We start from the raw sequence: 26554 nt of genomic DNA, 5'->3' as shown, positions 1-26554 counted from the left end.
TAAGTCCCACCTATCGATCATATTGAATCTCTCTTTGTCGAACCGATCAACGATAGCACGCTTTTGCTTTTTGAAGAGGCCAACAGTTTGTCACGGCGGCATCGCTAGCGGTCTGTCAACCACACAAAGTCAGGAAGACGCCGATTGACTGCAAAACGACAACCGTAAAATTTCTCGAAAGATCTCTTAAATCGTCCCAAAAAGATGGCCCGTTGCGGGATTGCAGCGGGCCAAGAGAAGGGGCATTCACATGTACCGCTTCGGGGAAGGCGGCATGGCCTCAAACCAGGAAAATCGGGTTTGGTTCCCGCTTAGACCGGCATGCGACCTATACCGCAAACCGTCAGACGAAAGTCTATCTGATGATAGGACCTATGGCTGATCCGGCGAGCCAATTGGCAGAGTGAGCGAGCGCGTCGCTGGGCTGCCAACGAATGCGATTCCCAGAGATCAGGGTTTGAAGCGGCCCGCTGCGAATAGCCCTTCCAGGCAATGCAGAATTGCACCACCTCAGCCGGCGCGTGTGGAAGCAAGGCAGTGCTGTCTCCAGGCTGAATAGAGGCAAAGCACTCTGCGAGAATTTTCATTTCGGCAGGGCGGTCCTCGCCGGATGGGTGCTCATCATCCCGAACGACTGGCACATAACCCCGCGGATTCTCGCCTCTAAACGCACGCAGCGAAATCATCCAAGCCAGGGATCGATGATGATCGCGCCGGTGCCCTCGAGGCCCTTGACATTGCGGGTGACTACCGTCAGCCCGTGAATGAGAGCGGTCGCAGCAATTAGGACATCGTCGATAAATTCCGCCGGCAAATTCAGGGCGGACAGTCGAGCCAGGTCCGCAGCCGTGCGCCTTGGCGGGCATCGCGCCGCTCCACGCCAAGGATACCGCGCTCCAGTTCCAGCATGGTGAGGGCCGAGAGGAGGGATGAGGCGGCATCTTGCCGTCCGACCCATTCGACCAGATTGGCGTCGGCCTTGGCCTCGCTAATCTTGCGCAGTTCGGAGACAACATTGGTATCGAGCAGATAGCTCAAGACAGATCAACCGCGCGCGAAACAATCTCGACACGCTCGGGGAGAAATCGAACTCCCGGGCATGGACAGGGTCTCGACCAAGCTGCGGCGCTTGCCGGACAATCGTTTGAACTCGTCATAGGTCATCAGCACGTGCGAAGGCTTGCCCCTGATCGTGGCCTGTACAAGTGGAGATGCAAGGCGACGGTTAATGGAGAGAGAAAGACGGCTCCACTATTGGCTTACATATCGGCTTAAGCGAGGTGTCGCTTAAAGAAATTCGCCATCAGTCTCTGCGTGTCTTTCGGAAACGAATGGGCACCCAGGAAAATGCCTAAGTCCGGCTGCATACCAATTGTTCCAGCTGCTTTCTCGACTACGGCAAAAAAATGTTGTGCGCTTTTCGCCTGGAAATGGCGATCGTCGGAACCGGTCCGCATAAAGAGCGGGCGGTCGGCCGCGAGAGCGGCCATGTTCGGAAAGTCGGCGAGGACAGCCAGGTGCGGATGAAGCGTATAGAAGGCCGACTGACCTTTCAGGAGTGTTGCACCCGCGGCAAGTAGATCCTGTTTGGTTCCCGCCCAGGAGAGCGCCGCACACGCTCGAACCCGTTGTTCGAGCGCGGCCAGTTGCCACGCACGAAAGCCGCCGAACGAGAACCCCAGGGTGCCGACGCGTGTCGGATCTATCTCCGGCTGCCGGCCCAACCAGTCGAAGGCGGCAAGATCGTCCGCGGCTACCAGCCCGGCCAAGCTCCATCCGGCCTGCATGACCTGCGCGGCAAGAGCCTGCTGCTCTTCGTAACCGCCCGCAAAACGCGAGCCCCATCCGAGCGCATCGCAGATGAGGACGGCGTAGCCCTGTCTGACGAGGTCATCTGCCAGAAACCGGCCGTCGTAATGTCGTTCGGCATGAGCCTTTCCGGCCTCGCAGGACACCATCTTCCGCCAGCCTATGTCGAAGACGCCGCCATGGTCGTGCATGAGGAGAACAGCAGCATGCGGGGCATGCCACTGCGGCAGCATCAGTACGGCTTCACCGCAATCGCCGGTCGGATAATGGAAACGCAGACGACGGAGGGTGCCTTGATCTTCGAGGACTTCAGAGCGAATGGCGCTCGATGGAGGCAGGCCCCCGCGCCAGATGCCGCGCAACTCTTTCTGCCATTCGCCAAAGGGCTCGCGAATGGCGAGCGGATAGCGGTTTGTGGCGATCCTCTCTGCCAGAAATGGAAGAAGCCCTTCAGATGGCGCTGTCATATTCCAGAGAGGCATCAATGAGTTGCCGTGCATACAGATGGGTCGCCTTGTTGTCCTCAAGCGCATCCCGGCCCAGGATCTCGACAATATCACCAGCCTGCATGACCGCAAAACGATCGCACATGTAATCCACCACCGCCAGATCGTGGCTTACCATGAGGTAGGTGAAGCCCTTCCTTGCGCGGAGATCGGCAAGCAGATTCAGGATTTCGGCCTGCACCGAAACGTCGAGCGCAGAGGTGGGCTCGTCCAGAAGCAGGATCGAAGGCTCTAGGATCAGCGCGCGGGCAATCGCCACGCGCTGACGCTGGCCACCGGAAAGCTGATGCGGGTAGCGATCGAGGAATTCTACCGGCAGGCCGACTTCGGTGATCGCCCGTTCCATGCGCTCCTTCTGGCGATCAAGCTTATGGATACGGAGAGGCTCCCAAAGCACCGTGCGAACCGACTGGCGCGGATGGAGCGAACCGTAAGGGTCCTGGAAAACCATCTGGACGGTGCGACAACGTTCGATCAGCGGCATATCGCGCACCGACTGGTTGCCGAGCCATATCTCGCCTTTCCATTGTTTGAAAAGCAGCGACATGCAGCGAAGAATGGTCGATTTACCTGAGCCGCTTTCGCCGACCAGGCCGAAACATTCACCCGGCTCTACCGAAAAAGATACATTGGGCAGGATAGTCACGGCTTTTGGACCATCTCCCAATGTGATCGTCAGGTTCTTAACATTGATCGATTTCATGCCTGCACCTCCAGAGGTTCCTTCCACTCCGGCCGGCGGTCGAGCACCTTGAGCGGCGTCCGTCCGCCGCCGATACGCGGTTGCGCGGCAAGAAGACCCTGAGTGTAAGGGTGCTGGGCGTTCGAAAGCTCCGAAGCCTTCAGGCTTTCAACCACCTGTCCGGCATACATGATCAGGACGCGATCGCAGAAATTCCGAACGAGATTGAGATCGTGGCTGATCATGATCAGACCGATGCCGCGATCGCTGACCAGCCTGTCCAGAATGTTGAGAACCTGCAGACGGACGGTCACGTCGAGCGCGGATGTGGGCTCGTCCGCGATAACGACGTCAGGATCGGTTAGAAGCATCATGGCGATCATGATGCGCTGACCCATACCGCCCGAAACCTCGTGGGGATAGAGATCGTAGACGCGTTCGGGGTCTCTGATCTGGACCGCCTGAAGCATGTCGATAGTCTTTGCCCGCGCTTCCGCCTTGGAGCACTTGAAATGCGTCAGGTAGGCCTCCGAGATCTGGTCGCCGACGCGCCGGATCGGATTGAGCGAGAATTTCGGGTCCTGCAGTATCATCGACATGCGCCGTCCGCGAACCTTGAGCATTTCGCGCTCGGAAATATTGAGGAGATCGAGCTCTTCGAAACGAATGCTTTCTGCCGTGATGCGTGCCGTCGGCAAAAGCCGCAGGAGCGCGCGTCCTATCGTCGACTTACCAGAGCCGCTCTCGCCGACGATGCCAAGCTTTTCACGACCGAGCTTAAAGGAAACATTGCGTACCGCATCGACATAGCCGCCGTCGCTGCGATAGCTGACGCTGAGCCTTCTTACGTCGAGAATCTGTTCACCGGTCATAGGTCTATCTCCGGTTCATCTGTTTGGGATCGAGCGCGTCGCGCAGCCCATCTCCAAGAAGGTTGAAAGCAAGGCCAACGAGAAGAATAGCAAAACCGGGGAAGGTGACGAGCCACCAGCTGTCGATCATGTAACGACGCCCCATTGCAATCATGGCACCCCATTCCGGCACCGGCGGCTGGGCGCCGAGGCCCAGGAAGCCCAACCCTGCGGCGGTGAGGATGACGGTCGCCATGTTGAGGGTGAGGCGGATGAGGACCGAGGGAAGACACATCGGCACGATCGACTTTATGACAATGCGTGACGTGGAAGCACCCTGCAAACGGGCCGCAGCCACGTAGTCGGCGCTGCGGAAGGTCAGCGTTTCGGCGCGCGCCAGACGCGCGATCGGCGGCCAGGACGTCAGTGCGATTGCTATGATCGCATTGTTGAGACTGGGACCGAGGGCAGCGACAAAGGCAAGCGAAAGGATCAGGCTTGGGAAGGACAGAAAAATATCGGTGATGCGCATCATGACGGTATCGTATTTTCCGCCGAGATAGCCGGCTGTCGTTCCGACAAATAGGCCGATAGGACCGACGACGATGGAAACGAGGAATATGATCGTCAGCGTGATACGCGTGCCGTAAACCAAACGGCTGAAAATATCGCGGCCCAGTTCATCCGTGCCGAACACATGCGCTCCGCCGGGCGCGGCCAGCGTATTATTGAGATCCTGGGCATACGGTCCATATGGGGCGATCCAAGGCGCGAAAACGGCAACGACGATCAGCACCGAGATCACCAGAAGTCCGAAAGCCGAGGTCGGGCTTTTCATCAGGAAACGCAGGATGTTGCCAAGTGCCAGAAGGGGACCGGGAACAGCAAGTTTTGTGGCCTGGGTCGTCATCAGCGCGTCCTCGGGTCAAAAATACGATAGAGCATGTCGGAAATCAGGTTGAGGGTGATGAAGATCACTCCTACGATCAGCACGCATGTCATCACGGCATTCATGTCGCCGATCAGCATGTTGTTGGTCAGATATTGCCCGAAACCCGGCCAAGCGAAAACCGTCTCGATCAAGACGGCGCCTTCAAGCAGCGAGCCATATGCCAGCGCGACGATTGTGACGAGCTGGACACGAATGTTGAGGAAGGCGTGGCGCCAGATCGTCTGGCGGCGGGACAAGCCTTTGACGCGGGCGGTCGTGATATATTCCTGGTTGATCTGATCGAGCATGAAACTGCGCGTCATGCGGGTTATATAGGCCGAAGACGAGTAGCCGAGAATGCTCGCAGGCAGGATAAGATGGTTGAGCGCCGAGCGAAAAACCTCCCAGTCCTGAGCCAGCGCGGAATCGATGAGCAGGAATCCTGTGCGCTCGTCGACAAGACCGATATAGAAATCCGCCATCCGACCGCTGCCTCCGACCCAACCCAGTGCGGCATAGAAAACCAGAAGGCCGATCATGCCGGTCCAGAAGATCGGCATCGAATGACCCATCAGGCTGAACACACGGACGACGTGATCCGGCCACCGATCCTTGTTGACGGCAGCAAGAACACCCAGGCTCACGCCGAGCGTCGCGCCGATCAGGATAGCGAAGGTAGCAAGCTCGATGGTCGCGGGCAGCACGTGAAGAATATCGGTGATGACGGGCTGTCCAGTGCGGATCGACACCCCGAAATTGCCGGTTAGCACGTCACGCAGATAGATGAAAAACTGCTCCCACAGCGGACGGTCGAGCCCAAGCTGGCGAAAGACCATTTCGTAGGTTTCGCGCGTGGCGTCTTCGCCGACGATGGCGCGCACCGGGTCCGACGGCATCATGCGTCCGATGACAAACGTCAGCACAAGGAGGCCGAAAAGCGTTACCGCGACGGTGAAAAGCTGCGACATCAGCGAACGCCAGTTGAACGGGCGCCTGATCTTCTTAGCAGGGCTTACAGCGAGAGCAGAGCCCCAGCCAGCTGTCTTGGAATTTTTGGACATTCGCTCCTCCCGCATGATGCTTGCCCTAGTAAAGTCATCATACATATTTACCTATTTGTCATATATTGCTGCGAATTGTCAATCAACTACCGGTTTTCAAGCGGATACGAAATGATCATCTCAAGGGGCGCATCGCCGATCTGGCGAATGCCGACCGCATCGCCGCGGTAAAGATAGGCCATCATGCCAGGACCCAGGGACTGCGCCTGCTCGTTGGAAAACACTTCGCCTTCGCCGGAGATGACGTAGTAGACCTCGTCATGATCGATCAGATGCGCGCCGATTGCCGAACCAGGATGAAGAATGCGCTTCCTGAATTCGAGCGTCCGGTTCGGGATGTCCGCCGTCAGTCGGAATGCCGTGGACATGCCGATCTTGCCATGCGGCGTGGCCTCCTCCCGGCGCATGTCTTCCTCAACGATTATGATCACAATCCCTCCACCGACGGATGAGCTTTCCCGATATTCATCCGTCCAGCTGCAGTTTCTCAGGCAGGCTTCTTGACGAGATTATTGTCTATGAAATCGAAATTGATATCTTCGCCGATTCCCGGACGGTCCGGGACATGCACGAAGCCGTCTTCGTCCATCGGATCGGAAAGCGAATTCAGGTAGTCGAAGCCATCGTCATATTCGAGGAACGGGTGCAGCAGGCCCCGCTCGTACCAGCGGCAGTTCTTGGCTGAAGCCACCACATGTAAATTCATCGCCGTGTTGCCGTGAACTTCGCAATCCATGCCGAAAGATTCGGCAAGACGCATGGTCTTGAGAGCCGGCGTAATGCCGCCGACGTCGTTCACACCGGTGCGCAGGATGTCGACCGCGCCGGACGTGATCCATTCCGCGCGGTGCCAGTGCTTGCCAGCCGCGCTTTCAGGCCCGAGGACCGGAATGTCGAGGTTGTCAGCCAGCCATTTGTAGGAGGACATCGACTGCTCGTCCATGCTCTCCTCGATCCAGTCGAAACCAAGCTTCTCCAGCCCACGACCGAGTTCAAGAGAGTCTACGCGGCTGTACCAGTGGAACGCGTCGATCATGAGATGAATATCGGGGCCGACAGCTTCGCGGACTGCAGCGCAGGCTTTGATATCCATCTTGACGTCGGGTGCCCAGCTGACGGGCGGCATCCAGGTGTGCAGCTTGATACCCTTGTAGCCGCGCTTGACCAGCTTTTCGGCAAATCGGCCATAGTCTTCCGGCGTTGCCAGCCCACCTTCCAACTCGTCGCCGCACATGACGGAACCATATGCGCGGACCTTGTCGCGATAAGCACCGATCAGCTTGTGGACCGGTTGATTAAGCGTGCGTCCCGCCAAATCCCATAGCGCCACATCCACCGCCGCGAGCGTACGGTCGGTGAGCTGTGCCGCCGAACCGCGCTGCCAGTGTGCCAGATCCTGCCAAAGCCGTTCGCGATCACGATGGTCCTGACCGATCAGCACCTTTTTGACGAACTTGTCGATCAGATGCGGGCGCACGATTTCAGGGGCGGTAAAGCTGTAGCCCTCATGACCGTCCTCGGTGCGAATGATCAGCATTGCCTGTTGCACCTGGTGCGCAGGCCCGGGATGCGCATGGCCTGCGCTATCGGAATGCCGGCGCGTTGTAGTCAGGAAGGTTTTAACCGAAACGTCAGTGATGATCATCGTATCGTCTTTCGTGTTGAGGCACCGGCAGATTACAAGGCGGGAAAACCAAACAGTTCATCCGCCTTGATGACCGCAATGCCCTTCGCAACCTCGCCCAACTTCTTGAGGCAGGCGACGAGATTGCGATTGTCGAACCGATTTGCGTTCCGCTGCGTGATGACGACACGCTCGATGCCGATCCATTGCATGAACCGGCGATGTTGATCGGCGTCAGAAATTTCCATCAGGCTGCCTGCTTGCGACCATAAGGCTGGATCAGCGCGTCGAGCAAGGCTTCTTCCTCGCGTGTCAGATCCGTCAGCGGGCTGCGGACCTTGCCGGCATTGAAACCCTGAAGGCGAACGCCTGCCTTGACCGCCGATACGGCATAACCCTTGCTGCGGTTACGTATCGCCATGAACGGATAGAAGAAGTCGATCAGGATCCGTTCGCATGTGGCGCGCTCACCGGCACGCAAAGCCTTGTAGAATTCGACGGCAAGACCAGGGACGAAGTTGAACACAGCCGAAGAGTAAGTCGTGAACCCGGCGCCGAGATAAGCCTCGGCAAACAGTTCCGCTGTCGGCATGCCGCCCAGATACATCAGGCGATCGCCCATCTTTGCGGTTATCTGGCGCACGAGACCGATATCACCCGTACCATCCTTGAAAGCGACCAGATTGGGGCACTCGTCACACAAGCGCGCGAGAGTATCGGCATGCAGTACGGAGTTGTCACGGTTGTAGACCATTACACCAACGCCTGTCGCCTGACAGACGCGCCTTACATGCTGATAAAGCCCTTCCTGCGGCGCATCGATCAAATAGTGCGGCAGAAGCAGAATTCCATCGGCACCGGCCTTTTCAGCCGACTTGGCGATGTCGATGGCAACATCGGTGCCATAGCCGCAACCGGATACGATTGCAGTGTCGCCTGCAGCCTCCTTGGCTGCGGAAACGATTGCCGGAATTTCGGACGGTGAAAGCGAAAAGAATTCGCCTGTGCCGCCGGCTGCGAAGAGGACCGGGGCTTCGAACCCGGACAGCCACTCGACGTGCGCCTTGTAGCTTTCGGGCGCAAAACGGCCCTCAGCGTCAAAGTGGGTAACTGGGAAAGAAAGAAGGCCCGATCCGAGCCGCTGCTTTATATCTGAAGGGTTCACGTTGCTGACCTCATCCGGGGGCGTTCCGAATGGTATATTGGACTTAGCATATGTCTGTCAACAAGTTGTATTATATGTTTTGCTGCGAACGCCGTAAAATCGCACGATAGCGGGCCTGACTTCCCTTCAGATGCCGGCGCATAGCTTCGCGCGCACCATCTTCATCGCCGTTCGAGATGGCGTCGATAATGGCGCCATGTTCTTCGTGCAGCTTGGCTATGTAATCGCCAGAACTCGCATCCTGTCCGGTCTGCAGGGCAGCGCGCGGAATGACGCCGCTGCCGATCATCGATAGAAACTCCCGGAAACGTGGATTGTTGGCTGCATCAGCAATGGCCAGATGCAGCGCGAAATCCGCAGCGGTGGTGGGCTCTCCCCGTTCAAGGCACGCCAGGATCTGCTGATGACAGTCGATGATCTTTTCTTCCTGCTGCGGCGAGTGGCGTAGGGCAGCCAGGCCTGCGGCTTCGACTTCCACCCCGGTTCTCAGTTCCAGAAGTTCGATGACCGACGAGATGCGTTCATAGTTAAGGTTCTGAAAAGGCATGATTTCCGGCTGCGGCGCATCCAACACGAAAACACCTGCGCCCTGCCTGGCTTCCACCAATCCGTCTGAGCGGAGCGCTGCGATGGCTTCGCGCACCACAGTGCGGCTGACACCATATTCCTGCGTGAGCTTCGCTTCGCTGGGCAGTCTTTCGCCGGGCTTGAATTCTCCAGACTGAATCGACTGGCGGAGGATTTTACTTACTCGCAGCACGAGATTGCCTGACGGGCGAGAGGTTTTGTCGTCGAGTTGCACTGTCACGGGCGTCTTTCTATTTTCCAACCAGATTAGACAACGCGCGGGCGCGTCATAAGTCAAGTTCCCGCGTCAAAGCATGCAGATTGACCATAATTTAGCAACATGTATGATATGTTCGAAATCCGACAGAGCAGGCATGGGAGCTTTTTGTGTGGCACGACTACGGGCTCAGCAGGTAGGGCAAGCGGCTTTCGGACTGGGGTGGAAGTTGTCGATTTGACGGTGCATGGTGGGCCTTATCCGGCTTCGACCAACTTCGGTGCGACCAGTCGGAACCATGTCCATTCGCCGGTTCCTGCGGCCGTTCAGCTATCGGAACATCCCGGCCGATTTGCAAAAAAATGCCGGATGAGGATCCCGCACCGTCATGAAACAAAGAGAAAAGGCGGGTTTCGAAGCCCGCCTTTTTCTTATCTGTCTTTGGTCACCGTCTCGAAGCGCGTGATCCAAGGGTTGACAATCAGTCCTTTGACGTCGGCACGGAAAGCCGCAGTATCGACCACTTCAGAGAAAGGCTGGATGGCCGGGATCATCTTTTCATAGTATACCTGAATGTTCTCATAGTCCTTGATCTGCTTTTGCTTGTCCTTTTCAAGCAGCGCATCGATGATGAGAGCGTTGAGCTTTTCGTCGAAGAAGCTCGTCCGCCAAGCCTGATAGTTCGCAAGGCCCGCCTCGTCGGAATTGTCGGGATTATACGCGATGGCGCGCAGGTTGGAATCAGGATGCAGGTGCTGCCCGCCGCCGCCTCGACCGACGATCAGCTCAAACTTTCTCTCACGCATCGCGCCGTAAATCTGGTCGCCGGAGCCAGTGATAACCTGTGCTTTGATCCCCGCCTGCGCAAGCGTGGCCTGGATCGCGGTTGCGATCGTGATGAAGGGTGGATCCGACAGCGCGCGCAACGTTACAGTCATCCCATCCTTATAACCTGCCTCCTCCAGCAGCTTCTTGGCGCGGGGAACGTCGAGCTTGTATCCCGGATCGGGCAACAGGCCCATGACGCCGGTGCTCAACGGACGTTGATGCGATACACCGTAGTAGGGCATGATCGACTTGTTGATGCCTTCGTAATCGATGAGATAGCGGAGCGCCTCGCGTACCTTGTTGTTGGCAAAACGCTCGTCCTTCATCGACGCCGCGAGGTAATAGAAGCCGGCGCCCGGGGTCGTTTCGACCTTCACGTCCTTTGTCGTCTCAAGCGCCTGCAGATCGGCTGCAAGCAGTGCGTAGGCCACGTCGATGTCTCCGCGCTCCAGCTGGAGACGCTGGGACTGCGATTCGGGCAGATGGCGGATCATGACCCGGCGCATCGCGGGCGCTTCGCCCCAGTACTCATCGTTGCGATCCAGCAGGACGTATTCGTTTGAGCGCCATTCGCGCAGATTATAGGCGCCGGAACCCGCCGAGTTGGTCTTCAGCCAAGCCGCGCCCCAATCGCCATCCTTCTCGTTCTGCTTAACGAGCGCACTGTCGACTATCGAACCTGGGCCCGCCTGCGAGATCGTCATCATTACGAAATTCGGATCATCGGCCTTGGGGAGGTTAAGCTTGAACGTCTGTTCGTCCACGACCTCGAAAGAGGCATCTGCATTATCGGCACTGAAGCCGCGCGTCTTCAGAAACGAGGCCTGCGCGAGGTTGAGCGTCATCAGGCGCTTGAACGAATAAGCCACGTCCTCGGCGGTCAACTTGTTTCCGGATGCGAAGTTCACGTCGGGGCGCAGCTTGAACGTGATCGACGTGCCATCGGGCGACACTTCCCAACTCTCGGCAAGGCGCGGGATGAACTTTGTCCGGTCGGCCGGGTCGGCAACGAGAAGACTGTCGTAGACACTCGAAAGCACAAGCACCGCATCGCGGCCGGTGATGCCCGCAGGATCGAGTGTAAGAATGTTGGCCATCGACATCGCGACGACGAGTTGATTAGCCGGTGTCTCGGCATGAGACGGCAGCGGTTGAATGCTAAAGATGCCAACGCCAAGGGCGACGGTCGCAACGGTCGAAAGAAACTTGTTCATGATACCTCCCAGATAACCCGTTCACCTCCACAGCGCTCGGTTAGATAAATCTAAGCATATATGATAGGCATCTGTCAATTGTAGGACAAGTTAGATCGCGAGCAGTTCTCGCACGGGGTTTGCGAGTGCAATTCCCAATGTTCTGGTCGTATCGGCGCTGAGATGTACGCCATCCTCGGCCGACGCTTCGGCAACCGTTCCTGCATCGAAATAGCCCGTACCCAATTCGCTTGCCAACGCTGCATAAAGTGAAGACAATTTCTGCGACTCCGCGATGGAGCGGTTTTGCGCCGGGGGCTGATTGTCGCGGGTAAGGCGGCAGGATGGCGGCGCAACGATCAGGACTTTTGGCACCTGAACGCCGGTCTTCCACGGATAGAGCTGGACCTGCTGGATAAGACGGCGCATTCCGCCCTGCGCACCGTTGGCGTAGCCGCACAGCTGGGGCTTCAGATCGTTTGTCCCGAGCATAATAATAACCAGATCAAGGGGATAGTGACTGCCCAGAAGCATTGGCAGCGCCTTGACTGCGTTACGCTCGTTGGGCGCTGCATGATCGTCGAAACAGGTTGTCCGGCCCCCCAAGCCTTCTGGAATAACATGCGCTATGCCATTCAGTTCTTTTTCGAGAGATGTCGGCCAACGCTGCTCGATCGGATGTCTCTCGCCCGTCGCCGGATCCGCGCCCCATGTCAAACTGTCGCCAAATGCCAGAATCTGCTTCAAAACCGTTGCCTCATTCTACCCCGGATAACGAAAACACAAAACAACCTGTCTGACAAGTATGAGAGCTGTTCCACAGCTTGCCCGGAGCCTTGTACCACTTGGATGTGCAATCAATTATCTTCAGATTCCGCGCTCTTTTCGGCACAACGAAAGGCGCGAGGGGAGCTGCGCTAGCGCGCTCGTGCGAGATTGACACCTTCCGTCGGGTGAACTCTTACGTCGGCTTGGCTCGACATAAAGGCTGCCAGATCGAAGAAGGTCATTTGATGCCAGATGTGCCTATTTGGTCTCGACGACGGACTACTGTGTGCAGGTCGTCAGACAGTATATCCGTAATCGGCAAAAGGCGAACACAGCTTCCGACTTCGCGGACCTCTTCAACCGCAGCTAATGAGCGCTAACAAAACGACTTTTATGGTTCAAGCGCAGCGCTTCAAACCTCAACCAGTGGCGGAGGTCACGACTTTTTCAGCAGGCGTTCCACCACCTCGGGGCCGAGAAGCTTTTCGAGAGCTTTTACCCCGTTCTTGGGCAGTTTCGATAGGCCGCTGGCTATGCCCTCTTTCCACGCACCCTCTCGTTCCCATGCTTCCTCCCAAGCATCGACCAGCTCGTCGCCATGGCGCGTCTCAACGAGGGCTTCGAAGACCAAGGCGGCCGGGAATAGGTCTTTGACCGCCTTCATGCGTCCTAGCATGTCCGTGAGCCTTCGAAAGGACAGGCTGAGCTTATTGACGGCATACCGTTCGGGAGCCGGGACAAGGAAGTGCACGCCTTCACGGAAGAGAACCACCGTGCGGCCAGGCTCGTAGATCAGGTAATCGAGGAACCGCAGGTTTTCCGCCGACGCGCCCGAAGAAGGCATAGGAGAGGGCTTCCCCGTGTATTCGTCCGATCCCCGGTTTCTCTAGTCAGGGCGTACTGGCTCCCGAACAGATCCGATGAGCAATGCAGAATACTGGACGGTGAACTGCTCCGGGCCGATTCAACGGAAAGGACTGGCTCGAAAAGACCATACCGGGTCGGTGAGAATGTTGGGCCTGGTAGCTGGATCAGGAATGTCGCGTGCACAGTTCATTCGGCTCGAGAACGCCGTTCACGCTGGCGCTTCCACGATTCTCGGCACGTCGCAGCCGGCGTGCCCCCCTCGCTTATCATCGCGAAAAGAGAGGGCGCCGAGGTTAAACGGCACCCTTAGCGAAGTTCGTAGTTTACTCGTGTGTCGTTCCTTCAAATTCCAAAACGCCGCCTATTGGAATGTATTTCTGGCCGTCGAACTGGTAAAGCTGAAGGGCTTCGACCGGATAGATGTCAGATCCTTCCTTGGTGTTCATGCTGATGCCGTCGAAGAACAGCGGGTTTTTCCAGCCGTCCATGTTGTGGACGACTTTCATCAGTTCCTCGCGAGTCGGCTGCTTGAGCTTTTCAAGAGACTGAATGAGTGCGTCGCCGATCGCGTAGCCGGTTTGGCCGATCGTATTGGCGAAGACGAAGTTTACATTCGCCGACTTGATGGCATCGAGATAGCGATCGACACCCTCATCACCGGACTTCTGGTCGCTGACGATCGGCTTCAGGAAATCCGAGGTGATGATGCCTTTGGCGTTTTCCAGTCCGACGGATTGCAGCACCGGATATGCCGAAGAGAGATTGGTCACCAAGGTCAACGGCTTCCAGCCGCTTTCGGATTGGAAGCGGATAGCCTCGCCGCCCTGGCGGGGCGCGGCGATGATGACCAAGGTGTCGGCGCCTGAAGCCTTCAGCGTATTGAGCTGGGTCTCCACAGTAGGGTCCTGTGATGTCACAGGTTGACGTTCGAGCACCCTGATTGCCGTACCTTCGATCGCGCCGTCGAAGGCCGTCATGAAGGTCTGGCCCGTTTCCGTGTTCAGATACAGGAAGGCCACCCTGGCGTCAGGTCTATTGATTTTGAGATATTCGGCGAACGCGTCCGCCTCCGTCGAGAATGACGGCACGAAGCCAACCTCCCACTCCGGAGCGTTCAGGGCCACAACCCCGGAATACATGAAGACGTTCGGAACCTTCTTCTGGCTAATGTAACGTCCGATCGCGAGATTGTTCGGTGTGGCGGCTGTGCCGACCAGCGCGAAGACCTTGTCCTTCTCCACCATTTTCCGGACATTGGCCAGCGTGCGCTGCGGATCAAGGCCGTCGTCCTCGATGACAAGTTCGATCTTGCGGGTCTTGCCGTCACCCATCTTGACGCCCCCTTCGCCGTTGGCTTGTTCGACACGCGCCCTGATGCCCTCGGCGACGCCACCGACGACTGCGACCGGACCCGTGAGTGGTCCCGTCACGCCAATCTTGATCGTGTCGTCGGTGATGCCCGGCGACGGTTCCGCTGCGCTGGCGTGGGAGGCTGCGAGCAACGCGGCCGCGGCCAGTTGTATCGCGCATCCCCTTAGAACAGTGACCAATCTCATTTTAGTTCCTCCCATGTCGATGGCGGGCATTTCAGCCGGCCGCCCTGCGAAAAATCATCGAAATCCATTTTTCGATGAAGCCAGTGATCCCGTTGCGTGCGACCATCATGATGAGGATCAGCGCGAGGCCGTAAATCAGGTTGCCGAGGCTGAGATTGATGTCGGATGCCCAGCTCGGAACGAACACCATGAACAGGCCGCCGACGAACGCGCCCGCCATGCTGGTGACGCCGCCGACGATGCTGCCGATCACGATGTTGATCGACAGGATCGCCAGGAAGGATTCAGGGCTGATGAAGCCGCTGACGATTGCGAACACACCGCCGCCCAGTCCCGCGAGTGCCGAGCTTGTCGCGAACGCCCAGAGACGGGTGCGCGTCAGGTTCACGCCGAGCGCCTGGGCAATCTGAGGGTTGTCGCGCTGAGCCCTGAGAGCGCGGCCGGCGTCGCCGAACAGCACTCGGGAGACGAGCAATGCACCGATGCCGGCGCAGGCGAGCGCGATGAGGTAAAGCCAAAGCTCCGGAACATCCGTCATGAAACCCGGCGTTTCGGGAGCGTCGACGGGAAGCCCGGATACGCCGCCGGTCAGGCTTCCCAGCTTTAGGAGCAACTGCGGGAAGGCAGCCGCTATACCGAAAGTAACGATGGCTAGCTGCAGACCCTGCAGTCTGAGCGCCGGCAGGCCGATCAGCAGCCCGACTGCGGCCGAGACCGCAGCCGCGACCGGTAACGTAGCCAGCGGGGAGACGCCGTAGGTGGCGTTAAGGATCGCGGTGACATAGGCGCCGACGCCGAACAGCGTTCCCTGGGCAAGGCAAATCTGCCCCGCATATCCCATCAACAGGTTCAGACCGAGGATAGCGATGGCATAGGCGATGGCGATGGCCACCTGCTGGAGGGCGTAGGCCGGGGCAAAGACCGAGATCGATGCCGCGACGATTGCGAATAGACTGAGTTTGATCGCGGTTGAGAGGGAAAGGTCTCTCATAGTTTTGTCACCTTATAGGAACCGAACAGGCCGACGGGCTTCACGAGCAGGATGATCAACGTCAGCGCGATCGGGACTGCGATACGCATGTCGGCTCCGACAAACGGCAGGTAGCTTGCCCCCAGACTTTCGGTGACGCCGACCGCGAGACCACCGACGATGGCGCCGAGCGGGCTGTCCCAGCCGCCGAGCGTTGCCGCCGCGAGGGCATAGAACAGGATCGGCGTCATCATCGTCGGGCTAAGGAACAGGCGTGGCGCGATGAGGATCGCGGCCAGTGCCCCGATGACGGAGGCGAAGCCCCAGCCGAGCATCAGCATCCGCTCGACATCGACGCCAACGAGAACGCTGCGTGTGCGATCGAAGGCGGCAGCGCGCATCGACAGTCCGAGCTTGGTGAAGCGGAAGATGAAGCCCATCGCCAGCGCTATCGCCAGCAGGATCGCCAGTGTCCCGACGGCGGAGGCAAGCACGCGGACCTCGCCGATGCCGAAGCCGCCGCCTGGAAAAAGGCTTGGGAAAGAGAGCTGTTCCGCCCCCCAGATCCACATGCAGGCGGCCTGGAATAGGACGAGGATGCCCAGCGTGATGACGACAGTCGCTTCCACGGGGGCATCCATCATGGGTCGGATGATCAGCCGGAATGTCACGATTCCGATGGCGAATGCCCCCACAAGGCTCGCGAGGACGGCGAGCCAGAGCGGCACGCCCCACTGCATCAGTTGCCAGGTGCAATAGGCCGAGAATGTCGCCATCTCGCCTTGGCCAAAGTTGACGACGTTGGTCGCCCTGAAGATGAGGACGAGCGCCAATGCGAGCGCCGCGTAGATCGCGCCCGTGGCCAGGCCGCTGGTGACGAGCTGAAAGAAGAGGCTCATCCGGCGACTCCCAGATATGATTTCTTGATGTCTTCGTTGCCGATCAGGTCGCTTGCTGTACCGCTTGCGACGATCTGGCCAGCCTCGATGACAAAAGCCCTGTCGGCGTATTGAAGAGTGATGTCGACATTCTGTTCGACCACGAGCAACGTCATGCCGTTCTCCTTGTTCAAGGACTTGAAAATCGCCAGGATTTCCTGAGTGATCGACGGAGCCAATCCGAGAGATGGCTCATCGCACATCAGCAGTTTCGGCCTGGACATCAGCGCGCGAGCCACGGCGAGCATCTGTTGTTCACCGCCACTCAAGTTTCCGGCGAGTTGGTTGCGCCGTTCCCGCAGCCTTGGAAACGTCTCGTACCAGCGTTCCTTGTCTTCCCTCACCTGGGAGCGGCTGGCCACGATCGTCGCGCCGAGCGACAAGTTTTCTTCCACAGTGAACTCGGTAAACGTGCCGCGCCCTTGCGGTATGTGCGCAACACCAAGGGCAAGGCGCGTCTGGGCGGAGATCTTGTCGAGCGCTTTGCCGGCATAGAAAACCGAGCCCTTGAACGGCAAGAGCCCTGAGACCGCGCGCAGTAGCGTCGTCTTGCCGGCACCGTTGGAGCCGAGCAGGGCGACGAATTCGCCTTCGCCCACTGAGAACGAACAGTCGAACAGTGCCTGCGTCTTGCCGTAAAAGACTGACAGATCTCTGATATCCAAAAGGGTCATGCCGCTTTCCCGAGGTACGCGGCGATCACCGCATCGTTTGACTTGATTTCGGCAGGAGTTCCCTCGGCCAGGTTGCGGCCGAGGTGGAAGACGACGATCCGGTCGCAAAGGCTCATCACCAGACCCATGTGGTGCTCGATAAGAAGGATGGAGAGATTGCGTCTGCGCCTTATTCCATCGACGAGCGCGCCGAATTCGTGAACCTCGCCGTGGGTCAGCCCGCCGGCGGGTTCGTCGAGCAGGAGTATCTTTGGCTCCGCAGCAAGCGCCCGGGCGATTTCCATCCGCTTCTGCAACGGATAGGCAAGCGATCCGGCTGCCCGGGCGGCAAGGTTTGCCATGCCGACCTCCTCGAGTACCGCCATTGCCTTTTCACGGTTAGACCGCTCCAATGCTCTTGCGCGGAGCGGTGCGAAGATCGCCTTTGCGAAACTTCCGCCAAGCCGATGATGGGCGCCCAACATGACGTTCTCGAGGACCGTCATCGATGCATAGATGCCCAGATTCTGAAATGTCCGTGCAACGCCCCTTCCAATCATGTCGCGCGTTTCAACGCCTTCGAGCGGCTGGCCGTCGAGCATGATCGATCCAGTTGCGTAGTTCACGAGACGGGTTGCCGCGTTGAGAAAGGTCGATTTTCCGGCGCCGTTCGGCCCGATGAGGCCACAGATTTCACCCGGTCTTACGAAAAGCGACACGTCTGTCAGCGCCTTCACGCCGCCAAACTGCACGGAAACATCCCGCGCCTGGAGCACCGGGCGCACCTCTTCGATGCTGCTGTCGTTCACTTTATTCCTCCCTCCTGAAGCGGCTTCTCCTCGGTCTGTCTATTTCTGTTGTTGACAGATAACCCCGCTTTGGATACCTATCCGTATCCGAAGACGTTTCGGTATGTCAAGCATCAATCGCAGTCGATTGCTTCCCCGAAACGTCCAGAGGTGCATGCTGTCACGCAGGAGAACGTGACAGCGAGATTGGTGACAACTCCCTGAACCGGGAGTACTGGGAGGAAGCAATGACGGGATCACACACCGAACTGACGGGCGAAAACCTCTACCGGGATCCGTATCCCGTTTACGCGCGTCTGCGCTCAGAACAGCCCGTAGCCTTCTTCGAGGGAACGAAGGAATATTTCATCACACGGTTCGACGATTGCCGCACCGTCGGCGGCAACGACAAGGTGTTCGGCCCGTCGGGCTCGGAAGACCGCCCGGAAGCCCGGGTTATGGGGATGCCAAACGTCCTGACAATGTCTGGCGAGGATCATCAGTGCCTCCGTCAGGGTATCGACGAGAATCTAACCCAGGAACGCGTGCGCTCGTTTGTTGAGGGCCTGACACGCCCGGTCGTGCAGCGTTATATCGACTCCATCAAGAGGAATGGTGAAGCCAACCTGACGACGGAACTCTTCGAGCCGATCTCGGTGCGGTGCATAGGCGACGTCATCGGCCTGACGGAAACACCGAACGAGACCCTCGTCGAGTGGTTTCACGCGATGGCGCTCGGCCTGCAGAACGTCAGCAATGACCCGGCCATATGGAGGCGACTGGACGACGCGCTTGCCGACATCGACCGGCAGATGGGCGAACTTTACCAGGCCTGCCTGTCAAAGCCCAACCACTCGCTTCTGAGCCACGTCATGTATGGCGGCATGCCGAAGGGCGACGTTCGCAGCTGGGAGGAGATTTCGCCCACCATGCGCGTCATCATCCTCGGCGGTCTACAGGAACCGGGCCATGCCGCGGCGAACGCCTGCACGGGTCTTCTTTTAACTCCCGATCAAGCGAAGATCATGGCGGAGCAGCCGCAGGAAAACGCCATGCGCGCCTTCGACGAGGGACTTCGCTGGATCGCTCCGATCGGCGTGACGCCGCGCATCGCCAAGGAAGATTTCGAGATCGCCGGCACAGTCATTCCTGAGGGATCGTCTGTCGCCATCGTCATGGGATCGGCCAACCGCGACGAGACGCGTTTCGAAGACGCCGACCGCTTCGACATGTTCCGTAAAAAGAAGCAACACCTTTCGTTCGGTTTCCGTCCGCACTTCTGTTCCGGCCACTTCCTGTCCCGTGCGATGGGCGAGATTGCGCTTGCCGAGGTGTTCCGGCAGTTGCCCGATCTTCGTCTCGATGCGTCGCGGGAGGTCAAGGGCAAGGGCTGGCGGTTTCGCGGCATATCCGACCTCCCCGCGAAGTGGAATGCGTGATGTCGCTCATTATCGACTGCCACGGTCACTTCACGACAGAACCACCGGAGCATCACGCCTTCCGGACGGCGCAGGTCGCCTATGCGGAAGGGAAGTCTTCCCAGCCACCCTTCTATCCGGGAATCCCTGACAAGCAACTGTACGACATCATTGAAACGAACCAACTGAGGATACAGCGCGAACGTGGTTCGCATGTGACTCTGCTCAGCCCGCGTGCCTCGGGCATGGGCCACCACGTTCCAGGTCTGGCAGTTGCCAACGAGTGGTCGCAGCTGTCCAACGACAATGTCGGCCGGATCGTTGATATGTTCCCCGACAATTTCGCCGCCGTCTGCCAGCTTCCGCAGACGGTCGACGGCGATCTTTCTGCGGTTATCGACGAGTTGCAGCGCTGCGTCGAGAACGGCTTCGTCGGCTGCAACCTCAATCCCGATCCCTCGGGTGGACGCTGGAGCGCGCCGCCGATCTACGATCCATGGTGGGACCCGATGTGGGAGGCGATGGTCGCCCTCCAGGTTCCCGCGATGATCCATGTGTCGAGCTCCTGCGAGCGCTGCCTTCACATGACGGGTGCGCACTACATCAATGCGGACACCGCGGTTTTCATGCAGCTCATCCAGGGGGATCTCTTCGAGCGCCACTCCGAGCTCAAGCTGATCATACCGCATGGCGGCGGGGCTGCGCCGTATCATTGGGGCCGTTACCGAGGCCTGTCGATCATGCTCGAAAAGCCGAGCCTCGACACGCACCTGATGAACAACCTGTTCTTCGACACCTGCGTCTACCATCAGGCAGGTATCGACACGCTGTTCCGCGTCGTCGACGCCAAGAACATTTTGTTTGGCTCCGAGCTGCTCGGCGCGGTCAAGGCGATCGATCCAGAGACCGGGCACCCGTTCGACGACACCAAGAGATACATCGACCAGCTCGCGCTTCACGACGACCAGAGACATGCGGTCTTCGAAGGAAACGCACGGCGAGTCTACCCGTTGCTGGACAAGAGACTACGCAAGCGCGGCCTTTGAAGGCCCGCAATCACCAGGGAGAAATCAAATGGCTTCGAGCCAACATCTGAGCCTCGCAGGCGGGGCGCAAGGGTTCAACTGGCTTCCGGTCTTCATCGCCGAAGAGCATGGAATTTTCGCCAGGCATGGACTGACAATCGAATACAAGAAGATGGGCACCGTCGACAAGGCGACCATCGCCGTACTGGAGGGTGAAGCAGACCTCGCCATCACGCCGCCGGAAGGTGCGGTCTCCAATTTCGTCAAAGGCGGTGAACTGCGTGTGATCGCCTCGAACTCCAATCGCCTGCCGATGTCGCTCGTCGCCCAGCCTTCGATCAAGTCGATCAAGGACCTCAAGGGCAAGAAGGTCGGCACGTCGTCGCTCACCGAGGGCACCGCGATCTACACGCAGATGCTGCTTTCCAAGGAAGGCTTGCAGTATCCAGGTGACTATGAATTCGAGCTCGCCGGCATCCACACCAAGCGCTGGGAAGCGCTTCTGGCAGGAGAGATTGACTGCGCGCCGCAGCCCGCGCCATGGAATTTCCTCGCCGAACGCGAAGGCTTCAACCTGATCGGCGAGATCAACGAGGTCATCCCCGAGATCGTCTTCGCCGCCGTCATCGGTCGCAAGAACTGGCTCGACGGCAACCGCGATGTCGTTGTCCGATTCCTGCGGGCGCTTATCGATGCCTACGCGATCACCAACGACCCCGGTCGGGAAGATGTCACGCTTCCAATTTTTCAGCGGATCACGACCAAGGACGACGTCGATCTTGCTGCACGTGGCCTTAGCTATATGCGCGACATGGGTATGTGGCCGGCTGATCTATTTATTCCGCAGGCAGCGATGGACACCACCATCGACCTTATGATCCGCGCCACCCTGCTTGACGAAGCCGCCAGAGCTGTAGCGGGGGACGTGTTCGATCGCGGTTTCCTCGAAGCTGCATCCGCCTGAACGATCTGTTGAGGCGCGTTCCACAGACGCGCCAGGAGATTTTCGATGAAAGTAATGACGAAGACCCCGCGGACGGACCGCGACATATGTGAGGCACTGGGCAAGCTCGGCGTTGCCACGGTTCATGAATCTCAGGGGCGGAAAGGGTTACTGGCCTCACACCTGCGTCCCGTAATCGACGGCGCTCGCATCGGTGGCACGGCGCTGACCTGCGAGGTTCCGCCCGGCGACAACTGGATGATCCATGTGGCGCTCGAGATGGCGCAACCGGGAGACATCCTGGTTGTCGCACCGACCTCGCCCTGCACCGACGGATATTTCGGCGACCTGCTCGCCACCTCTTGCAAGGCGCGAGGCATCCTCGGCCTGGTGATCGACGCCGGCGTCCGTGACGTCGCCGACCTTCGTGCGATGAACTTTCCAGTCTGGGCAACGGCCATATCGGCCCAGGGCACCGTCAAGGAGACATTGGCAAACGTCCAGTCGCCCGTCGTTTGTGCCCGCGCCTATATCGAGCCGGGCGACGTGATCGTAGCCGATGACGACGGGGTCTGCGTCGTCAAGCGCGGCGAGGCGGCTCAGGTGCTCGAGAAGGCCCTCAAGCGGCAACAAATGGAAGACGAAAAGCGCGGCCTCTACGAGGCCGGCAAGCTCAGCCTCGACATCAACAACATGCGTCCGCAACTCGAAGCGAAAGGCCTGATCTATGAATAGGGCTGCTGAAGTGCGTATTCCTCGCCGCGTCGTCACGGGCATCAGGGACGGCAGGTCCGTCTTCGTCAGCGATGGCCCGACACCCAACGCTCATGCCTACGAGTCGGTGCCGGGACATTTGACTTCGGTTCTTTACGCAACCGCCGCCAAACCTGTCCTACCGCAGGACCAGGCTGAGCAGGCGCCGCCGCAAATCCTGATCACGCCTGAACCGGGAGCGACGAAACTCATGATCGTCGTTTTCCCGCCGGATTCGGTGTTCGCGGCCGTCGATCCCGCCTCCGCCTTTGAGGAGCAGGCAGTACACATCCCCGGCCTGATCCAGGCATTCGAGCCTGGCGCGCCGGGCATGCACACCACCGACACCGTCGATTACGACATTGTGCTCAACGGCGAGATCTGGCTCGAACTCGACGACGGCGCTGAAACCTTGCTGAAGCAGGGCGATGTCGTGGTCCAGGGCGGAACCCGCCACGCCTGGCGCAACAAGGGCGACAAGCCCGCCACCATGTGCTTCGTTCTCATCGGCGCCGAAAGAGGGGCGTGAGATGAAGCCGGGCAACCTCACCCAATCTTTCGACTGCGTGATCGTCGGCGGCGGACACGGCGGTTCGCAGACGGCGGCCGCACTCAGGCAGTGCGGCTTTACGGGAAGCATCGCGCTGATCGGTGCAGAACCGGAGATCCCTTACGACCGCCCTTCGCTCTCGAAGGACTATCTGGCGGGCAAGAAGACGTTCGACAGGATGCATCTGCGGCCCCAGGATTTCTGGGGCGCGCGTGAGGTGGAATTATTGCTTGGCCGGCATGTAAGAACGGTCGATCCCACCACGCACACCGTAATGACCGATCGTGGCGAACAGTTCTCCTACGGCCAGTTGGTTTGGGCCGCCGGCGGCGATCCGCGCAAGCTCTCCTGTCCCGGCAGCGACCTGGCAGGCATATTCTACATCCGCAGCAAGGCGGATTGTGACGCACTGATCGATGTGCTTCCGGGCGCGCGAAGGATCGTGATCATCGGCGGTGGTTACGTCGGCCTGGAAGCGGCGGCAGTGTTCCGGGAGATCGGCAAGGACGTAACCCTGGTCGAGGCTCTCGACCGTGTGCTGGCGCGCGTGGCGGGGGAACCAGTATCGCGGTTTTACGAAAAAGAGCACCGGGCGCGCGGCGTCGATATCCGCCTCAACAGCAATGTCGCCTCTTTGCAAGGGGTGAACGGCCGCGTTTCGCGTGTGGTTCTTGAAACCGGCGACGCAATTGCAGCCGACGTCGTCGTCGTAGGGATTGGCATTATCCCGTCAGTCGGGCCGCTGGTCACTGCTGGAGCCAAAAGCACAAACGGAATCGATATCGACGCGGTTTGCCGTACGTCCTTGGCCGACATCTATTGCATCGGCGACTGCGCCCGCCTTGAAAATGGTCCGGGCATCCGCATTGAATCTGTGCAGAACGCGACCGATCAAGCGATCACCGCGGCCAAAGCCATCTGCGGGGAGTTCAAGGCTTACGACGCAACGCCGTGGTTCTGGTCCAATCAGTACGACCTGAAAATGCAGACGGTCGGCCTCAATTACGGCTTCGACAGCGTCGTCACGAGAGGCGATCCCGCCACTCGAAGCTTCTGTGTCATGTATCTGAAGAAGGGGGCGGTTCTGGCGCTAGATTGCATCAACTCGCCACGCGATTACGTGCAGGGGCGAAAGCTTGTCGAAAGCGCGGCGAGGATCGATCCGGCCGCTTTGGCGGACACATCAAGACAACTCAAGGAAATCGACCTCGTCATGTCGTGAGACCTTTCAAGGCCTAGAGAAGGTGGAGGAAAAATGGCTACGATATCAGTAAGGACCCGCAACGGAGAGCTCCATAGCTTCGACGGACGGATAGGCGCCTCGCTCATGGAGAATATACGGAACGCTGGCTTTGATGAACTTTTGGCGATGTGCGGCGGCTGTCTGTCCTGCGCCACCTGCCACGTCTATGTCGAGCAGCTTCCTTCGAGTGCAAATCTACCGGTATCCTCGATCGATGAGACCGAACTGCTGGAGGGATCCGACTATCGCCGGGAGAATTCCCGGCTTTCCTGTCAGATACCATTCGATGAGACGCTCAGTGGCATTGTTATCGGAATTGCGCCCGAAGACTAGGCCGTGAACCCATAAACGGCCAGCGCACGAATAGCTTAGTTCGTGGGCAAAGAGGTGCCAATCGCCGTAACGCAGTGATCGCTATTTCGGCGGCCCTATTCGGTGCATCGCCAACCCCGAAGTGATCGTCAGAGGCCGGCAAGATAGTGAGCCATGGCAGCGATGTCGTCGGCCGAAAAATTGCGCACCAAGGCCGTCATGCGGGGCATGTTCGGGCGCTTGTTATCGTGAAAGTCGGAGAGGGTTTTGATCAGGTAGTCCAGCTTCTGATTTGCGACGCGCGGAGTGTTGGCGTATCCGACGAAACCCTCCCGGTGGCACGAGGTGCACTTCTTCCCGGCGTCGAGCTCTTGGAGGCGGGTAATGCTCGCTGCGTCGGCCGGCTCGCGGTAGGCGGGCCAGGGCAGTGCGGAGAAGTAGGCCGCAAGCGCCTTCATGTCGTCGTCGGAAAGATTCTTCGCGATCCGGCCCATGAGGTCGTCGGTGCGCTCTCCATTGCGATATTTCTGCAAAGCTATCAGCAAAGAGGACTCGTGCTGGCCGGCGATGATCGGCGTGTTCTTAACAGTCGGCAGACCTTTCCTACCGTGACACATCTGGCAAAGCTTGGCCTTATGGGAGATTGCCGCCGGCGGTGGCGCAGCATTGGTCTGCGCTCCAGCCGGCAGCGGACCGAGAGCCACGACAGCGGCGATGGCGAACGGAGCGAGCGCGCTGCTGCCAGGCATGCGAGGCCTCCAGATCGGGGCTCAAGCTGAAGTGTGATGCTGATCTTATCAGGAGATGCAACCATTGGCGAGCGGACCCCCGTCGCCTCCATCCGACTATCGCTGCGTTTTTATGAGTTCACGCCCTAGAATTCCTTGTAGACTGAACTTGTGACACGTGAACACGCGAACGTCCCGGGCGTCTGAAAAGTCGCCCAGGTAACCGACCAGACAATCCAGGTCTGCTCAAGCTCCAGTACATTTCCCCCTGGATGGCGTCCCATAGACGATGAGAAATGGCTTCTCCGCCGCGCCAAAGTCCGTGATGTCGCCAATCTGCGCGCCACCCGCTTGAATGATTTGTGACAGCATTACGCTGACATCTTTCATCCGGTTGGTTCCTATCACAAGTGGCTTTGCACTCGTGTATTTCCAAACGGGAATTCGCCGGGGAACTTGAGCCGGAATTGAGTATATCTCCGAGTTCGCGATCTGAACCGCACCGGGGTGCCGGAGACCGTTTGGTTTAAGTTTTATGCGGCTATGGCTGGCACGTTCAGCATGTATCGTTCCTCGGCCTCGGGGGCAGAACACCGGCGTCCATGATTTGGTTTTGCTTTTTTTGGCCGTCGACGATAGTGGCAGCAACTAACCTCCTCGTCGAGGTTTGAACCGGCCAAGCACGACCCGGTGAAAGGTCGCAGCGGACGGGCGTTTGAATCCATCAGAACTCTGAACAAAAGTCGTGGCATTTTGCTTCGTTACGGTTCTGCTGCTCGAGGTATTGGGACGCCGCCAGGCTCAGGCAATCCGTACGTTGCGCTCCTATGGGCAGGGAAGCCGCTATGACGGCAAGGCATCCCGCCCAGGAAGAGACGATTCTGTGCACGCGAGATGCGCGGCACCATATCCATGGCAATCACGTTGGCGCCGCTCGCTTTCGCCTGGTCCAGGAGGTCTTTGTTCTGTGCCGGATAGAAGAACGAGATCAGCGTTTTGCCGCTCGAGAGCCTCGCCACTTCGCTTGGCTCCGGCGGACGCACCTTGGCGATCACGTCGGCTCTTGCAAAGAGTGTTTCGGCGCTGTCGACCACCGTCACCCCGGCGGCCCGGTACGCATCGTCGGAGAAGCCCGCAAGATTGCCGGCGCCAGTTTCGATGGCACATTGATATCCGAGTTTCTGAAGCTGTGTGGCGCTGTCAGGCGTCATCGCGACGCGCGCCTCTCCTTCCAGCCTCTCTTGAGGCGACCCTATTAGCACGTATCCCTCCCTTAAATATTGAAAGTCACTGATCCGACGCGACGATTGGCAGGCCTCAGTAGATCACCACGCTGCGGATGCTTTCGCCCGCATGCATCAGGTCGAAACCCCTGTTGATGTCCTCGAGCGGCATGGTGTGGGTGATCATCGGGTCGATCTGGATCTTGCCGTCCATGTACCACTCGACGATCTTCGGCACGTCGGTGCGGCCGCGGGCGCCGCCGAAGGCGGTGCCCATCCAGTTGCGGCCGGTGACCAGCTGGAAGGGGCGGGTGGAGATCTCCTGGCCGGCGCCGGCAACCCCGATGATCACCGACTTGCCCCAGCCGCGATGCGAACTCTCCAG

Annotated in this window: 26 protein-coding genes and 7 pseudogenes; 9 read left to right on the top strand and 24 right to left on the bottom strand. The window is 58.8% G+C overall.

Annotated elements, in window-relative coordinates; genetic code table 11:
* Positions 1-682: 682 nt before the first annotated feature.
* From A3AY_RS35225 to A3AY_RS0112960, 14 genes and pseudogenes are all read right to left on the bottom strand, one after another.
* Positions 683-1038, bottom strand: a pseudogene (locus A3AY_RS35225) (PIN domain-containing protein).
* Positions 1035-1194: pseudogene (locus A3AY_RS40525) on the bottom strand (prevent-host-death protein); the annotation flags it as partial. The pseudogenes A3AY_RS40525 and A3AY_RS35225, both read right to left, overlap by 4 nt.
* A gap of 77 nt (positions 1195-1271) precedes the next feature.
* The gene (locus A3AY_RS35220) at positions 1272-2309 is read right to left on the bottom strand and encodes a dienelactone hydrolase family protein (RefSeq protein ID WP_162709219.1); all 1038 of its coding nucleotides are present in this window, start codon (positions 2307-2309) and stop codon (positions 1272-1274) included.
* Positions 2260-3018 carry an ABC transporter ATP-binding protein gene (locus A3AY_RS0113010; protein WP_018326100.1) on the bottom strand — a complete coding sequence of 253 codons (759 nt, stop codon included), beginning with the start codon at positions 3016-3018 and terminating at the stop codon, positions 2260-2262. The genes A3AY_RS35220 and A3AY_RS0113010 overlap by 50 nt, the downstream gene beginning before the upstream one ends.
* Positions 3015-3869 (bottom strand): ABC transporter ATP-binding protein, encoded by an 855-nt coding sequence (locus A3AY_RS0113005; protein WP_018326099.1) that lies wholly within the window; start codon positions 3867-3869, stop codon positions 3015-3017. Before A3AY_RS0113005 ends, A3AY_RS0113010 begins: the two co-directional genes overlap by 4 nt.
* A 4-nt stretch (positions 3870-3873) precedes the next feature.
* On the bottom strand, positions 3874-4758 hold the full coding sequence (locus tag A3AY_RS0113000; RefSeq protein WP_018326098.1) for an ABC transporter permease: 885 nt from the start codon (positions 4756-4758) through the stop codon (positions 3874-3876).
* Positions 4758-5747: an ABC transporter permease gene (locus tag A3AY_RS0112995; RefSeq protein WP_040668682.1), complete on the bottom strand. Its 990-nt coding sequence runs from the start codon at positions 5745-5747 to the stop codon at positions 4758-4760. The genes A3AY_RS0113000 and A3AY_RS0112995 overlap by 1 nt, the downstream gene beginning before the upstream one ends.
* Before the next feature lie 179 nt (positions 5748-5926).
* Complete coding sequence (locus A3AY_RS0112990) at positions 5927-6271, bottom strand: cupin domain-containing protein (RefSeq protein ID WP_018326096.1); 345 nt, start codon at positions 6269-6271, stop codon at positions 5927-5929.
* Positions 6272-6327: 56 nt separating this feature from the next.
* On the bottom strand, positions 6328-7485 hold the full coding sequence (locus A3AY_RS0112985; RefSeq protein ID WP_018326095.1) for a mandelate racemase family protein: 1158 nt from the start codon (positions 7483-7485) through the stop codon (positions 6328-6330).
* A gap of 32 nt (positions 7486-7517) precedes the next feature.
* The gene (locus tag A3AY_RS0112980) at positions 7518-7712 is read right to left on the bottom strand and encodes a hypothetical protein (RefSeq protein ID WP_018326094.1); all 195 of its coding nucleotides are present in this window, start codon (positions 7710-7712) and stop codon (positions 7518-7520) included.
* Entirely contained in the window at positions 7712-8629 is a 918-nt protein-coding gene (gene kdgD / locus A3AY_RS0112975; protein ID WP_018326093.1) for a 5-dehydro-4-deoxyglucarate dehydratase, read from the bottom strand. The genes A3AY_RS0112980 and kdgD overlap by 1 nt, the downstream gene beginning before the upstream one ends.
* Positions 8630-8699: 70 nt before the next feature.
* Entirely contained in the window at positions 8700-9437 is a 738-nt protein-coding gene (locus tag A3AY_RS0112970; protein ID WP_112864708.1) for a FadR/GntR family transcriptional regulator, read from the bottom strand.
* A 407-nt stretch (positions 9438-9844) separates the two neighbouring features.
* Positions 9845-11455, bottom strand: coding sequence for an ABC transporter substrate-binding protein (locus tag A3AY_RS0112965; RefSeq protein ID WP_018326091.1), 1611 nt, complete (start codon positions 11453-11455; stop codon positions 9845-9847).
* A 90-nt stretch (positions 11456-11545) separates the two neighbouring features.
* Positions 11546-12181 carry an SGNH/GDSL hydrolase family protein gene (locus A3AY_RS0112960; protein ID WP_018326090.1) on the bottom strand — a complete coding sequence of 212 codons (636 nt, stop codon included), beginning with the start codon at positions 12179-12181 and terminating at the stop codon, positions 11546-11548.
* A 205-nt stretch (positions 12182-12386) separates the two neighbouring features.
* Here A3AY_RS0112960 and A3AY_RS41460 point away from each other — a divergent pair.
* Both A3AY_RS41460 and A3AY_RS41455 read left to right on the top strand, forming a co-directional pair.
* A pseudogene (locus A3AY_RS41460) lies at positions 12387-12456 on the top strand (IS200/IS605 family transposase); the annotation flags it as partial.
* 5 nt (positions 12457-12461) lie between these two features.
* A pseudogene (locus tag A3AY_RS41455) lies at positions 12462-12572 on the top strand (IS200/IS605 family transposase); the annotation flags it as partial.
* 66 nt (positions 12573-12638) lie between these two features.
* On the opposite strand, the pseudogene A3AY_RS35215 reads toward A3AY_RS41455, so the two are convergent.
* From A3AY_RS35215 to A3AY_RS0112930, 6 genes and pseudogenes are all read right to left on the bottom strand, one after another.
* Positions 12639-13085: pseudogene (locus tag A3AY_RS35215) on the bottom strand (GSU2403 family nucleotidyltransferase fold protein); the annotation flags it as partial.
* A gap of 307 nt (positions 13086-13392) precedes the next feature.
* Positions 13393-14625: an ABC transporter substrate-binding protein gene (locus tag A3AY_RS0112950; protein ID WP_026203390.1), complete on the bottom strand. Its 1233-nt coding sequence runs from the start codon at positions 14623-14625 to the stop codon at positions 13393-13395.
* Between the two features lie 31 nt (positions 14626-14656).
* Entirely contained in the window at positions 14657-15616 is a 960-nt protein-coding gene (locus A3AY_RS0112945; protein WP_018326087.1) for a branched-chain amino acid ABC transporter permease, read from the bottom strand.
* Positions 15613-16494 carry a branched-chain amino acid ABC transporter permease gene (locus A3AY_RS0112940; RefSeq protein WP_018326086.1) on the bottom strand — a complete coding sequence of 294 codons (882 nt, stop codon included), beginning with the start codon at positions 16492-16494 and terminating at the stop codon, positions 15613-15615. The genes A3AY_RS0112945 and A3AY_RS0112940 overlap by 4 nt, the downstream gene beginning before the upstream one ends.
* Positions 16491-17207 (bottom strand): ABC transporter ATP-binding protein, encoded by a 717-nt coding sequence (locus tag A3AY_RS0112935; protein ID WP_018326085.1) that lies wholly within the window; start codon positions 17205-17207, stop codon positions 16491-16493. Before A3AY_RS0112935 ends, A3AY_RS0112940 begins: the two co-directional genes overlap by 4 nt.
* A complete protein-coding gene (locus tag A3AY_RS0112930; RefSeq protein ID WP_018326084.1) occupies positions 17204-17995 on the bottom strand; it encodes an ABC transporter ATP-binding protein in 792 nt (263 codons plus the stop codon). The genes A3AY_RS0112935 and A3AY_RS0112930 overlap by 4 nt, the downstream gene beginning before the upstream one ends.
* Before the next feature lie 227 nt (positions 17996-18222).
* Here A3AY_RS0112930 and A3AY_RS0112925 point away from each other — a divergent pair, with 227 nt between their 5' ends.
* The 7 genes from A3AY_RS0112925 to A3AY_RS0112895 are packed head-to-tail and all read left to right on the top strand — an operon-like array spanning position 18223 to position 24239.
* Positions 18223-19413 (top strand): cytochrome P450, encoded by a 1191-nt coding sequence (locus A3AY_RS0112925; protein ID WP_018326083.1) that lies wholly within the window; start codon positions 18223-18225, stop codon positions 19411-19413.
* On the top strand, positions 19413-20438 hold the full coding sequence (locus A3AY_RS0112920) for an amidohydrolase family protein (protein WP_018326082.1): 1026 nt from the start codon (positions 19413-19415) through the stop codon (positions 20436-20438). Before A3AY_RS0112925 ends, A3AY_RS0112920 begins: the two co-directional genes overlap by 1 nt.
* A gap of 28 nt (positions 20439-20466) precedes the next feature.
* Positions 20467-21381: an ABC transporter substrate-binding protein gene (locus tag A3AY_RS0112915; RefSeq protein WP_018326081.1), complete on the top strand. Its 915-nt coding sequence runs from the start codon at positions 20467-20469 to the stop codon at positions 21379-21381.
* Positions 21382-21426: 45 nt separating this feature from the next.
* Entirely contained in the window at positions 21427-22095 is a 669-nt protein-coding gene (locus A3AY_RS0112910; protein ID WP_018326080.1) for a 4-carboxy-4-hydroxy-2-oxoadipate aldolase/oxaloacetate decarboxylase, read from the top strand.
* Entirely contained in the window at positions 22088-22642 is a 555-nt protein-coding gene (locus A3AY_RS0112905) for a cupin domain-containing protein (protein WP_018326079.1), read from the top strand. Before A3AY_RS0112910 ends, A3AY_RS0112905 begins: the two co-directional genes overlap by 8 nt.
* A gap of 1 nt (position 22643) precedes the next feature.
* Complete coding sequence (locus A3AY_RS0112900; protein WP_018326078.1) at positions 22644-23885, top strand: NAD(P)/FAD-dependent oxidoreductase; 1242 nt, start codon at positions 22644-22646, stop codon at positions 23883-23885.
* Positions 23886-23918: 33 nt separating this feature from the next.
* On the top strand, positions 23919-24239 hold the full coding sequence (locus A3AY_RS0112895) for a 2Fe-2S iron-sulfur cluster-binding protein (RefSeq protein WP_026203389.1): 321 nt from the start codon (positions 23919-23921) through the stop codon (positions 24237-24239).
* A gap of 128 nt (positions 24240-24367) precedes the next feature.
* Here A3AY_RS0112895 and A3AY_RS0112890 read toward each other — a convergent pair whose 3' ends face one another.
* The 4 genes and pseudogenes from A3AY_RS0112890 to A3AY_RS35205 all read right to left on the bottom strand — a co-directional run.
* On the bottom strand, positions 24368-24967 hold the full coding sequence (locus tag A3AY_RS0112890; RefSeq protein ID WP_018326076.1) for a c-type cytochrome: 600 nt from the start codon (positions 24965-24967) through the stop codon (positions 24368-24370).
* 225 nt (positions 24968-25192) lie between these two features.
* On the bottom strand, positions 25193-25336 hold the full coding sequence (locus tag A3AY_RS39150) for a hypothetical protein (protein WP_018326075.1): 144 nt from the start codon (positions 25334-25336) through the stop codon (positions 25193-25195).
* 467 nt (positions 25337-25803) lie between these two features.
* A pseudogene (locus A3AY_RS0112880) lies at positions 25804-26208 on the bottom strand (Re/Si-specific NAD(P)(+) transhydrogenase subunit alpha); the annotation flags it as partial.
* 55 nt (positions 26209-26263) lie between these two features.
* Positions 26264-26554 (bottom strand): annotated as a pseudogene (locus A3AY_RS35205) (S-(hydroxymethyl)glutathione dehydrogenase); the annotation flags it as partial.

It is taken from the genome of Rhizobium giardinii bv. giardinii H152 (assembly GCF_000379605.1).
Classification (GTDB): Bacteria; Pseudomonadota; Alphaproteobacteria; order Rhizobiales; family Rhizobiaceae; genus Pararhizobium; species Pararhizobium giardinii.
The sequence above is the reverse complement of the archived record's forward strand: the minus strand, read 5'-3'. Positions and strand labels throughout refer to the sequence as shown.

Excerpts from the sequence above, each read along its gene's own strand:
- A3AY_RS35220 (WP_162709219.1), bottom strand. The coding sequence starts at position 2,309 with ATGCACGGCAACTCATTGATGCCTCTCTGGAATATGACAGCGCCATCT.
- A3AY_RS0113010 (WP_018326100.1), bottom strand. The coding sequence starts at position 3,018 with ATGAAATCGATCAATGTTAAGAACCTGACGATCACATTGGGAGATGGT.
- A3AY_RS0113005 (WP_018326099.1), bottom strand. The coding sequence starts at position 3,869 with ATGACCGGTGAACAGATTCTCGACGTAAGAAGGCTCAGCGTCAGCTAT.
- A3AY_RS0113000 (WP_018326098.1), bottom strand. The coding sequence starts at position 4,758 with ATGACGACCCAGGCCACAAAACTTGCTGTTCCCGGTCCCCTTCTGGCA.
- A3AY_RS0112995 (WP_040668682.1), bottom strand. The coding sequence starts at position 5,747 with ATGTCGCAGCTTTTCACCGTCGCGGTAACGCTTTTCGGCCTCCTTGTG.
- A3AY_RS0112985 (WP_018326095.1), bottom strand. The coding sequence starts at position 7,485 with ATGATCATCACTGACGTTTCGGTTAAAACCTTCCTGACTACAACGCGC.
- A3AY_RS0112980 (WP_018326094.1), bottom strand. The coding sequence starts at position 7,712 with ATGGAAATTTCTGACGCCGATCAACATCGCCGGTTCATGCAATGGATC.
- A3AY_RS0112965 (WP_018326091.1), bottom strand. The coding sequence starts at position 11,455 with ATGAACAAGTTTCTTTCGACCGTTGCGACCGTCGCCCTTGGCGTTGGC.
- A3AY_RS0112950 (WP_026203390.1), bottom strand. The coding sequence starts at position 14,625 with ATGAGATTGGTCACTGTTCTAAGGGGATGCGCGATACAACTGGCCGCG.
- A3AY_RS0112945 (WP_018326087.1), bottom strand. The coding sequence starts at position 15,616 with ATGAGAGACCTTTCCCTCTCAACCGCGATCAAACTCAGTCTATTCGCA.
- A3AY_RS0112940 (WP_018326086.1), bottom strand. The coding sequence starts at position 16,494 with ATGAGCCTCTTCTTTCAGCTCGTCACCAGCGGCCTGGCCACGGGCGCG.
- A3AY_RS0112935 (WP_018326085.1), bottom strand. The coding sequence starts at position 17,207 with ATGACCCTTTTGGATATCAGAGATCTGTCAGTCTTTTACGGCAAGACG.
- A3AY_RS0112925 (WP_018326083.1), top strand. The coding sequence starts at position 18,223 with ATGACGGGATCACACACCGAACTGACGGGCGAAAACCTCTACCGGGAT.
- A3AY_RS0112920 (WP_018326082.1), top strand. The coding sequence starts at position 19,413 with ATGTCGCTCATTATCGACTGCCACGGTCACTTCACGACAGAACCACCG.
- A3AY_RS0112915 (WP_018326081.1), top strand. The coding sequence starts at position 20,467 with ATGGCTTCGAGCCAACATCTGAGCCTCGCAGGCGGGGCGCAAGGGTTC.
- A3AY_RS0112910 (WP_018326080.1), top strand. The coding sequence starts at position 21,427 with ATGAAAGTAATGACGAAGACCCCGCGGACGGACCGCGACATATGTGAG.
- A3AY_RS0112905 (WP_018326079.1), top strand. The coding sequence starts at position 22,088 with ATGAATAGGGCTGCTGAAGTGCGTATTCCTCGCCGCGTCGTCACGGGC.
- A3AY_RS0112900 (WP_018326078.1), top strand. The coding sequence starts at position 22,644 with ATGAAGCCGGGCAACCTCACCCAATCTTTCGACTGCGTGATCGTCGGC.
- A3AY_RS0112895 (WP_026203389.1), top strand. The coding sequence starts at position 23,919 with ATGGCTACGATATCAGTAAGGACCCGCAACGGAGAGCTCCATAGCTTC.
- A3AY_RS0112890 (WP_018326076.1), bottom strand. The coding sequence starts at position 24,967 with ATGCCTGGCAGCAGCGCGCTCGCTCCGTTCGCCATCGCCGCTGTCGTG.
- A3AY_RS39150 (WP_018326075.1), bottom strand. The coding sequence starts at position 25,336 with ATGAAAGATGTCAGCGTAATGCTGTCACAAATCATTCAAGCGGGTGGC.